Origin of the sequence: Streptomyces sp. MBT65 (assembly GCF_016612545.1) — a bacterium.
Classification (GTDB): domain Bacteria; phylum Actinomycetota; class Actinomycetes; order Streptomycetales; family Streptomycetaceae; genus Streptomyces.
On the sequence record NZ_JAENRY010000299.1, the window covers coordinates 1 to 10,191 of the forward strand.

The following is a 10,191-nucleotide window of genomic DNA, read 5'->3' on the forward strand; positions in this document are numbered from 1 at the left end:
CAACCACTCCCCCGTCCCCCCGGTCCACTCCCCCAACCGGTGCGCAAGAACCGGCGGCATCTCCTCGGGCCCGTCCAGCAACAGCAGCAAAGGGCGACCCGCGTCCCGCGCGACCCGGGCCAGTCGTTCGGGGGTCACGTCGCCGAGGCCGCCGGGGAGGGCGACGGAGGCGGCCAGGATGCGGGCCGCTCGTTCCAGCGTTCTGCGGGCCGCGTCCGCCACCGAGTCGTCGCCGTCCCGTAGGTCGGCGCCGCGCAGCCAGAGGGTGGGGGCCGGTTCGGTACCGCCGTTGCGTCGGGCGGCCAGGGCCGCGAGTTCGGTCGTACGGCCGCTGCCGGGTGGGCCGACGAGGCCGAGGACCAGGGACGGGCCCGAGGTGAATTCCGTGAACTCCCTTGCCACCGAAGGGCGTTCCACCGGTTCCACCAGGTATGTCCCAGCGGTGTCGCGGGCCGAACCCACGAAGCCCGCCAGCGCACCGGGGGGGCCGTCCGAGCCCACCGAGGTCGCCGTCAGTTCCAGGACCCCGGCCAGATTGAGGTCGGCGCCGTACGCGGGGACGGTCGCCGCGTTGCGGGTCAGGAGGGCGGTCAACGGACCGTCCGTGGCAGGCAGTTGGCGTAGCGGGACCGCGAAACCCGTGTCGCGTTGGCCCGATTGCAGGGCCGTGCCGAGGATGCCGATCACCGCGCCGGTCCCGGCGTCCAGGACCGGTCCGCCGGCCGCTCCGCCGCCCAGGCGCAGCGCGTCCCGGCCCGCCGTGCCGATCGCCAACTCCAGTGCGTCGTCCAGGAGATGGAAGCGGTCGGTGGCCGTGTAGGTCACGGAGGTCGCGCCCAGGAGGCGGGCCTCGCGCCAGCGGTCCGCCGCCACGCGGACGTAGGTGCCGGTCTCCACGCGGTCCCTGACGGTGACGGGGAGCGGGTCGACGCCGAGGCCCTCGGTGTGGACCAGGGCCAGGTCCAGCGCGGGCAGCGGGGTCACCGCGTCGGCGGTCACGAGGCAGGTGCGGTCGCCGGCCGCGTGCAGGAGGAGGCGGGGCAGGCCGTCGACCGCCTCGTGGCTGGTGATCACCGTGCCGTGGTGGTCGGCGACGAATCCGGTGCCGCGCGGGCGCCCGGCGAGGTCGCGGATGCGCACCAGGGAGGCGTCACCGGCCGCGTCGTCGACGGGTGGTGCGGCGGCCCGCGTCGGCCGCTCTTCCCTTACCGCTTCCCGCGTCCGACGGCCGCCGCCCGTCCGCGGGCCACGTCCCGCCATGGTCGAACCTCCCCGCCGTACCCGTGCCCTGTGTTCGACGGTAGGCGTGGCGTGATCAGCGGGACAGATCGCGTGGTGAACGCGCCCCCTTCCGCTCCCTCGGTTCACTCCGAGCGCCTGCCCGGACGGGTGAATAGAAGCGGAGGGTTGGATACACCCTAGGGGTGGGGGAACCGAGGGGGGACCGTGGAGCGGCGGGAACGTAGACCCCGTGACCGCCGCTCCACGGGCGGGAGTTGAGGACCCGCCAGGTCCTCGGTCCCGCCCATGGAGTGACTCTCAGGCGAAGACCGCGAGGCTCTTCGCCTTGCCCTTCTGTTCCTCCACGAGTGCCAGGAAGCGGCCCTCGGGGTCGAAGACACCGACCGCGCCGGCGCCCGTGTACTCCTCGGGGATGTCCAGGCGGACGCCGTTGAGCAGCAGCTTCGCCCGTCGCTCGTCCACGGACCAGCGCGGGAACGCCGCCTCGGCCGCCTCGGCGATCGGCATCACGGTCAGCTCCTCCTGGAGCTGGTCCAGGGTCCTCGCCGTGTCCAGCTTGTACGGGCCCACGCGGGTGCGGCGGAGCGCGGTGAGATGGCCGCCCACGCCGAGGTCAGCGCCCAGGTCGCGGGCCAGCGCCCGGATGTAGGTGCCGGACGAGCAGACCACCGAGACCACCAGGTCCAGGACGGGGGTGCCGTCCTCGGCCACGGCGTCCCGGACGTCGTAGACCGCGAAGGAGGAGATGGTGACGGGGCGGGCGGGGATCTCGAAGTCCTCGCCGTCGCGGGCCCGTTTGTAGGAGCGCACGCCATTGATCTTGATGGCGCTGACCTTGGACGGGACCTGCATGATCCGGCCGCTGAGCTTGGCGATCCCGGCGTCGACGGCGTCCCGGGTGACCTTCGAGGCGTCTGTCGACCCCGTGATCTCGCCCTCGGCGTCGTCGGTCAGGGTGGTCTGGCCCAGGCGGATCGTGCCCAGGTACTCCTTCTCCGTGAGGGCGAGATGGCCCAGGAGCTTGGTCGCCTTCTCGACTCCGAGGACGAGTACGCCTGTCGCCATGGGGTCGAGGGTGCCTGCGTGCCCGACGCGGCGGGTGCGGGCGATGCCGCGCATCTTGGCGACCACGTCGTGCGAGGTGAAGCCCGACGGTTTGTCGACGATGACAAGGCCGTCGGGCGTCCGGGGTTTCTCGGTCATTCGGAGGCGTCGTCCTCGTCGTCCTCGCCGGGCTTCTTGTACGGGTCCGCGTCGCCCGCGTAGGCGGCGCCGGCCGAGACCTCGCGCACCTTCTCGTCGGACTGCCGGGCCTTGTCGAGGAGGTCCTCGATGGTCTTGGCGGTGTCCGGGAGGGCGTCCGCGACGAAGGTGAGGGTCGGCGTGAACTTCACGCCGGCCGCGGTGCCGACGGCGGAGCGCAGGATGCCCTTGGCGCTCTCCAGACCGGCGGCCGCCTCGGCGCGCTGCTCGTCGTCGCCGTAGACCGTGTAGAAGACGGTCGCCTCCCGCAGGTCACCCGTGACGCGGGTGTCCGTGATGGTGATGTGGGTGCCGAGCCGCGGGTCCTTGATCCCGCGCTGCAGCTTCTTGGCCACCACCTCTCGGATGAGGTCCGCCAGCCTCTTGGCGCGCGCGTTGTCGGCCACTGGTCCGTCTCCTTAGTAACTACTTCGTGCTGCTTGCGTCAGTCTTCGTCGCTGTGGAGCCTGCGTCGAACCGAGAGCAGTTCCACCTCGGGCCGCGCGGCGACGAGTCGCTCGCAGCGGTCCAGTACGTCGGTGAGGTGTCCCGTGTCCCCGGAGACCACCGCGAGCCCGATCTCGGCTCTGCGGTGCAGGTCCTGGCTGCCCGTCTCGGCCGCGCTCACCGCGTACTTGCGCTGGAGTTCGGCCACGATCGGACGGACGAGAGAGCGTTTCTCCTTCAGCGAGTGGACGTCGCCGAGGAGCAGGTCGAAGGACAGAGTCCCCACATACATGTGTGTCCGGATGTCCCGCCGGTGCGGGGTATGGGCGCCGGTCTCGGACGCCGATACAGGAACCGTACACGCAACGGCCGGGGCCGATCGACGGAATTGTGTCTCCGCCGACCGGCCCCGATCGCGTGCTGTGACGATCAGCCGCGAGGCTTCTCGCGCATCTCGTACGTCGCGATGACGTCGTCGACCTTGATGTCGTTGAAGTTGCCGAGGTTGATACCGCCCTCGAACCCTTCGCGGATCTCGGTGACGTCGTCCTTGAAGCGACGCAGACCGGAGATGTTGAGGCTCTCCGCGATGACCTTGCCGTCGCGGACGAGGCGCGCCTTGGTGTTGCGCTTGACCTCTCCGGAGCGGACCAGGACACCGGCGATGTTGCCCAGCTTGGACGACTTGAAGACCTCGCGGATCTCCGCCGTGCCGAGCTCGACCTCCTCGTACTCCGGCTTGAGCATGCCCTTCAGGGCCGCCTCGATCTCCTCGATGGCCTGGTAGATCACCGAGTAGTACCGGACGTCGACGCCCTCGCGCTCCGCCATCTGCGCCGCGCGGCCCGCAGCGCGGACGTTGAAGCCGATGACGATCGCGTCGGAGCCGGTCGCCAGGTCGATGTCCGACTCGGTGACCGCACCCACGCCGCGGTGCAGGACGCGGATGTCGACCTCGTCGCCGACGTCGAGCTGGAGCAGCGAGGACTCGAGAGCCTCCACCGAACCGGACGCGTCGCCCTTGATGATGAGGTTGAGTTCCTGCACCAGACCGGCCTTGAGGGCCTCGTCCAGGTTCTCCAGGGAGAACCGGACTCCGCGCCGGGCGAAGTTGGCGTTGCGCTCGCGCGCCGCGCGCTTCTCGGCGATCTGACGTGCCGTGCGGTCCTCGTCGACGACGAGGAAGTTGTCGCCGGCGCCCGGGACGTTGGTGAGTCCGAGGACGAGGACCGGGGTCGAGGGACCCGCCTCTTCCACGTTGTCGCCCTTGTCGTCGAGCATCGCGCGGACACGGCCGTAGGCGTCGCCGACCACCATGGTGTCGCCGACCCGCAGGGTGCCGCGCTGGACCAGGACGGTCGCGACGGCGCCGCGGCCACGGTCCAGGTGGGACTCGATCGCGATGCCCTGCGCGTCCTGCTCCGGGTTGGCCCGCAGGTCGAGCGAGGCGTCCGCGGTGAGGACCACGGCCTCCAGGAGAGCCTCGATGTTGAGGCCCTGCTTGGCGGAGATGTCGACGAACATGGTGTCGCCGCCGTACTCCTCGGCCACCAGACCGAACTCGGTGAGCTGACCGCGCACCTTGGTCGGGTCGGCGCCCTCGACGTCGATCTTGTTGACCGCGACCACGATCGGCACGTCGGCCGCCTTGGCGTGGTTCAAGGCCTCGATCGTCTGGGGCATCACACCGTCGTTGGCCGCCACCACGAGGATCGCGATGTCGGTCGACTTGGCACCACGGGCACGCATGGCGGTGAACGCCTCGTGACCCGGGGTGTCGATGAAGGTGATGCGACGCTCTTCGCCGTTGACCTCGGTCGCGACCTGGTACGCGCCGATGTGCTGCGTGATACCGCCGGCCTCGCCCGCGACGACGTTCGTCTTGCGGATGGTGTCGAGGAGGCGGGTCTTGCCGTGGTCGACGTGACCCATGACGGTGACGACCGGCGGACGCGCGACGAGGAACTCCTCGCCACCCTCGTCCTCGCCGAACTCGATGTCGAAGGACTCGAGCAGCTCGCGGTCCTCCTCCTCGGGGCTGACGATCTCGAGGACGAAGTTCATCTCGTCCGCGAGGAGCTTCAGCGTCTCGTCGGAGACGGACTGCGTGGCAGTGACCATCTCGCCGAGGTTCATCATCACGCCGACGAGCGACGCCGGGTTGGCGTTGATCTTCTCGGCGAAGTCGGTGAGCGAGGCACCGCGCGACAGACGGACGGACTGTCCGTTGCCACGAGGCAGCATCACACCGCCGACCGACGGGGCCTGCATGGCCTCGTACTCCTGGCGCCTCTGCCGCTTCGACTTGCGACCACGACGCGCGGGACCACCGGGACGGCCGAAGGCGCCCTGTGTGCCACCACGGCCACCCGGACCACCGGGACGGCCACCGAAGCCGGGACGGCCACCGCCGCCACCGGCGGGAGCACCCGGACGGCCGGCGAAACCGCCGCCACCGCCACCGGGACCCGCGGGACGACCGGCGAAACCGCCACCGCCGCCGCCACCGGGACGACCGGCGAAGCCGCCGCCGCCACCGGGACGACCGCCGCCGCCACCGGGACCGCCGGGACGACCGCCGCCGGCACCGGGACCGCGGCCACCGGGGCCACCACCGGGACGGGGGCTACCGGCAGCGGGACGCTGCGGCATCATGCCGGGGTTCGGACGGTTGCCACCGGGGCCGCCGCCGGGACGCGGAGCGCCGCCCTGCGGGCGGGGCATGCCGCCCGGGGACGGACGCGCGCCACCGGGAGCACCCGGACGGGCACCGCCGGCCGCGCCCTGGGGACGGGGACCGCCCTGACCGGCACCCTGCGGACGCGGAGCGCCGCCGGGAGCACCACCGGGACGGTCCTGACCGCCCGGACGCGGGGCACCGGGACGAGGGGCCCCGGGACGCGCCATGCCGGTGGAACCACCGGAGGTGAACGGGTTGTTGCCCGGACGGGGACCGGCCGGACGAGCACCGGGACGCGCGCCCTGACCACTCGGACGCGGAGCGCCGGGACGGTCGCCGCGGTCACCGCGCTCGGGACGGTCGCCACGACCCTGACCGCCCTGGCCGGGACCGGCCGGACGGGCAGCGCCCGGACGGGGGGCCTGGCTCGCCGGACGCGGGGCGCCCGGACGGGGAGCGGAACCGGAGCCGCCGGTGGAGGCAGGGGCGGCCGGAGCCGCGGGTGCCGCCGGAGGCGCGGTGAACTCGGGTGTGGTCGGCGCCGGCGAGGCCGGGGCCGGACGCGGCGCGGGCCGCGGGCCCGGACGGGGGCCGGAGCCACCGGCGGAGGCCGGTGCGGCGGGCGCGGCCGGGGCTGCGGGAGCCGCGGCGGCGCTCTCGGCGACGACCGGCTTCGGGGCCGGCGGACGCGGGGCGGCAGGACCCGGACGGGCACCCTGCGCCGGAGAGGGGGCACCCGGACGGGCCGGGGCAGCCTTGCGCGCGGGGGCGGGCTTGCCGCCTCCGCTGCCCTGCTGGAGGGCGTCTGTCAGCTTGCGTACAACGGGCGCCTCGATCGTCGAGGACGCCGAACGGACAAATTCACCGAGTTCTTGGAGCTTGGCCATGACGACCTTGCTCTCCACCCCGAACTCCTTGGCGAGTTCGTATACCCGGACCTTAGCCACTTCGCTCCTTTTAGGTCCGGGTGCGTCCGGACCGTCGCTACTTCATGGGCGTACTCATCGCGTGCTCATCGAGTGCTCATCGCAATCTCGACCTACTTCCAACTCGCGGAATACCGGGCCGCACGGAGGTTCCGTACGACTCGCTCTTACGGTGTTGCCTGCTCGACGGAGAGACGCAACGTCTTTGTGTCGAGCGTTCCCTGGGCACGCAGCGCCCGTGGGAAAGCCCGGCGACGTACCGCCAGGTCGAGACAGACCAGGGCGGGATGCAGATACGCACCCCGGCCGGGCAGCGTACCGCGATGATCGGGGACGCATTCGCCCTCGACCGCCACGATCCGCAGCAGTTCTCTCTTGGCCGCTCGCTCCCGGCACCCCACACAGGTGCGTTCAGGGCATGCGCGGGCTCGCGTCCGGCCAGACACTGCTAAGTCTACCTCCCCGCACCGACCTCACCCCTGCGGGGGAAGAATCGAACGGTTGTTGTCGTGATCTAAGCCACTCGCGGCCGAGATCTATTCCCCGCCCTGGTCGGACGGCTGTTCGGTGTCCGGACGGATGTCGATCCGCCACCCGGTGAGCCGGGCCGCGAGTCGGGCATTCTGCCCTTCCTTGCCGATCGCCAGCGACAGCTGGTAGTCCGGCACCGTCACGCGCGCGGAGCGGGCCGCGAGGTCCACCACCTCGACCTTGGAGACCCGGGCCGGGGAGAGCGCGTTGGCCACCATCTCGGCCGGGTCGTCCGACCAGTCGACGATGTCGATCTTCTCGCCGCTCAGCTCGCCCATCACCGCGCGCACCCGGCCGCCCATGGGCCCGATGCAGGCGCCCTTGGCGTTCAGACCGCTGCGGGTGGAGCGGACGGCGATCTTCGTACGGTGGCCGGCCTCGCGCGCGATGGCGGCGATCTCCACCGACCCGTCGGCGATCTCCGGCACCTCCATGGCGAACAGCTTCTTCACCAGATTGGGATGCGTACGGGACAGCGTCACGGACGGACCGCGCACGCCCTTAGCCACCCGGACGACGTACGACCTAAGGCGCATGCCGTGGGGGTACGTCTCGCCGGGGACCTGCTCCTGCACCGGCAGGATGGCCTCCAGCTTGCCGATGTCGACGAGCACGTTCTTCGGGTCGCGGCCCTGCTGGACGACTCCGGTGACGATGTCGCCCTCACGGCCCGCGTACTCGCCGAGCGTCGCGTCGTCCTGCGCGTCCCGCAGGCGCTGCAGGATGACCTGCTTGGCGGTGGAGGCGGCGATCCGGCCGAAGTCGGACGGGGTGTCGTCGAACTCGCGCGCCTCCTGCCCCTCCTCCAGGTCCTCGGGGTCCTCCTTCGCCCACACGGTCACATGACCGGTCTCCCGGTCGAGCTTCACGCGCGCGTGGCGGCGGCTTCCCTCGGTGCGGTGGTAGGCGATGAGGAGCGCCGACTCGATCGCCTCGACCAGCAGGTCGAAGGAGATCTCCTTCTCCCGCACCAAGCCCCGCAGGGCACTCATGTCGATGTCCACGGCTACGCCTCCTCTTCGTTGTCGTCGTTCTTGTTCTTGCGGTTGAACTCGACCTGGACGCGGGCCTTGACGACGTCCGCGAACGCGAGCCGCTTGGCGGTGGGCCTGCGCCCCTTCACGCCGGGCACCTCCACGTCGAGGCCGTCGTCGTCCACGTCGATGATCCGGGCGACCAGCTCACCGCTCTCGGCGAGCTGGAACTTCACCAGCCGGTCGGTGGCACGCACGTAGTGACGGTGTTCGGTGAGCTCGCGCTCGGCACCGGGTGTCCCGACCTCAAGGGTGTATTCGCCCGCGCCCATCGCGTCGGTCTCGTCGAGCTTGGCGGAGAGCGCGCGGCTCACATCCGCGATCTGGTCCAGATCGGCACCCGTGTCCGAGTCGACGACCACGCGCAGCACCCGCTTGCGTCCCACCGAGTCCACCGCGACCTCTTCGAGATCGAGTCCCTGGGAGCCGACGAGCGGTTCCAGCAGTTCTCGCAGCCTCTCGCTCTGGGTCGTGCTCATCCGGGTGACTCCTCGGCCGCGTGTGCTGTTGTGGGTAGGGCGCGTGTCTGCTCAAAGGGTATCCGCTCCCAGGGTGTGTTGCCGTCCACCTGTGGACGGACCGGTGCCGGTGACTGCCGTCGGGCAGGTGCGCGGGTACCGTGATCACGGGCGTGCCGCCCTTCCCGCCTTCTTGCCCGCCTTTTCGTTCGTACGAGCCCCCCGAGGACGATCTGCCGTGCCGTTCCCCCCACCTCCGCGCACCCTTCCGGGGCCGCGCAGAAGGAGCCTGCTCGCCTCGGCCGCCGGAGCCGCCCTCCTGGTGGGCTGCTCCAGTGGCGCCGACGACTCCGAGACCACGGGCGGCAGCGAGTCGGCCGCCGAACACGCACGCGCGCGTGCGGCCACCGACAGCGCGACCCTCCTCGAGCGCTACGACGCGGNCGGTGCCGGACTCGGCGGCGGCCGTACGGCTCGCCGCGGAGCTGGAGGACCGGGTGGCCGGGGTCTACTCCGACCTGGTGCGGGCCTCGACGGACGGGGTGCGCGGCACGGCGACCGAGGCGCTGCGGGAAGCGGCGGTGCGGGCGGTGCGCTGGCGCGGCGGGAGCGTACCCTTCCCTGGTCTCGCCGAGCGGGCCGCGACTCCCACGGCCTCGGCGACACCCACGGCGTGATCCGTACGGGGACGCACACGGCAGGACCGTAGGAAGGGAACAACTCGCGCATGGCTTTCGAACCGCCGCGGCGTCTGGTGAGGGCGCTCGGGGAGACGGCACCGAGCGGTGACGACTGGTTGGAGAAGCTGCCCGAGCTGGCCCAACACGCCGTTGATCTACGCGAGTTGACCGTGGAGCGGGTGCAGGTTCCCGGTGGGCGCAGCAGCGTGGTCGTGCTGGTACGGCGGCCGGACGGGACCCCGGCGGTGCTGAAGCTGGCCCCCCGCCGGGCTCGTCCCGAGAGCGAGCGGGCCGCGCTGGCCCGCTGGGGCGGGCTGGGTGCCGTGCAGCTTGTCGAGCCGTTCGCCGCCGAGGGTGTGCTGGTGCTGGAGCGGTTGCAGCCGGATGTGTCGGTGCGGTCGTTGCCCGAGGCGAAGGCGTTGCTGGAGGCGGCGGGGACCTTGCGGCGGCTGTGGGTGGAGCCGCCCGGGGACCATGCGTTCGAGACGGTGGCCGAGCGGACGGGGCGGCAGGCGGTCGCCATGCGCGGCGGTGGGGCGGAGGTCGCCTCGCTGGTCTCGGCGGCTCTGGACGCACGGGAGGCGTTGCTGGCCGCGCCGCCCGAGGTGCGGTTGCTGCATGGGACGTTTCGGCAGAGCAAGGTGCTGGCGGGTGAGCGGGTGCCGTGGCTTGCCGTCGGGCCGGATCCGGTCGTTGGTGAGTGTGCGTTTGATCTGGCTCGGTTGGTGCGGGACCGGGTGGAGGATCTGATCGCCACGCCTTCGGGCGCCTCGACAACTCGGCGGCGGGTCAAGCGACTTGCCGAGTCGCTGGATGTGGATCAGGAGCGGTTGCGGGGGTGGACGTTGTTCCGGGCGGTGGAGTCGGGGGTTCGGGCGCTTCGGGTGGGGCGGCCCCGGGATGCCGAGTTGTTGCTGGAATTCGCCGGGTGGCTGTAGGTCCCCGCTAGAC

9 protein-coding genes and 1 pseudogene are annotated in these 10,191 nt (G+C 71.6%); 2 read left to right on the forward strand and 8 right to left on the reverse strand.

The window, feature by feature from the left end:
* From JHN63_RS41565 to rimP, 8 genes are all read right to left on the reverse strand, one after another.
* The coding region (locus JHN63_RS41565; RefSeq protein WP_374222992.1) for a trypsin-like peptidase domain-containing protein at positions 1-1,260 on the reverse strand (1,260 nt) is incomplete at its 3' end.
* A 279-nt stretch (positions 1,261-1,539) separates the two neighbouring features.
* Complete coding sequence (gene truB / locus JHN63_RS41570) at positions 1,540-2,445, reverse strand: tRNA pseudouridine(55) synthase TruB (protein ID WP_200690316.1); 906 nt, start codon at positions 2,443-2,445, stop codon at positions 1,540-1,542.
* Entirely contained in the window at positions 2,442-2,891 is a 450-nt protein-coding gene (rbfA, locus tag JHN63_RS41575) for a 30S ribosome-binding factor RbfA (protein ID WP_200690317.1), read from the reverse strand. The genes truB and rbfA overlap by 4 nt, the downstream gene beginning before the upstream one ends.
* 38 nt (positions 2,892-2,929) lie before the next feature.
* Positions 2,930-3,223: a DUF503 domain-containing protein gene (locus JHN63_RS41580; RefSeq protein ID WP_019064765.1), complete on the reverse strand. Its 294-nt coding sequence runs from the start codon at positions 3,221-3,223 to the stop codon at positions 2,930-2,932.
* A 137-nt stretch (positions 3,224-3,360) separates the two neighbouring features.
* Positions 3,361-6,558, reverse strand: coding sequence for a translation initiation factor IF-2 (gene infB / locus JHN63_RS54455; RefSeq protein WP_200690318.1), 3,198 nt, complete (start codon positions 6,556-6,558; stop codon positions 3,361-3,363).
* Positions 6,559-6,704: 146 nt separating this feature from the next.
* Positions 6,705-6,983, reverse strand: coding sequence for a YlxR family protein (locus JHN63_RS41590; protein WP_200690319.1), 279 nt, complete (start codon positions 6,981-6,983; stop codon positions 6,705-6,707).
* A gap of 90 nt (positions 6,984-7,073) precedes the next feature.
* Positions 7,074-8,072, reverse strand: a complete 999-nt coding sequence (gene nusA, locus JHN63_RS41595; RefSeq protein WP_200690320.1) for a transcription termination factor NusA — start codon at positions 8,070-8,072, stop codon at positions 7,074-7,076.
* A 2-nt stretch (positions 8,073-8,074) separates the two neighbouring features.
* Positions 8,075-8,581, reverse strand: a complete 507-nt coding sequence (gene rimP, locus JHN63_RS41600) for a ribosome maturation factor RimP (protein WP_200690321.1) — start codon at positions 8,579-8,581, stop codon at positions 8,075-8,077.
* Positions 8,582-9,000: 419 nt separating this feature from the next.
* Here rimP and JHN63_RS41605 point away from each other — a divergent pair.
* Positions 9,001-9,237, forward strand: a pseudogene (locus tag JHN63_RS41605) (DUF4439 domain-containing protein); the annotation flags it as partial.
* A 50-nt stretch (positions 9,238-9,287) separates the two neighbouring features.
* A complete protein-coding gene (locus tag JHN63_RS41610) occupies positions 9,288-10,178 on the forward strand; it encodes an aminoglycoside phosphotransferase family protein (protein WP_200690322.1) in 891 nt (296 codons plus the stop codon).
* Positions 10,179-10,191: the final 13 nt, after the last annotated feature.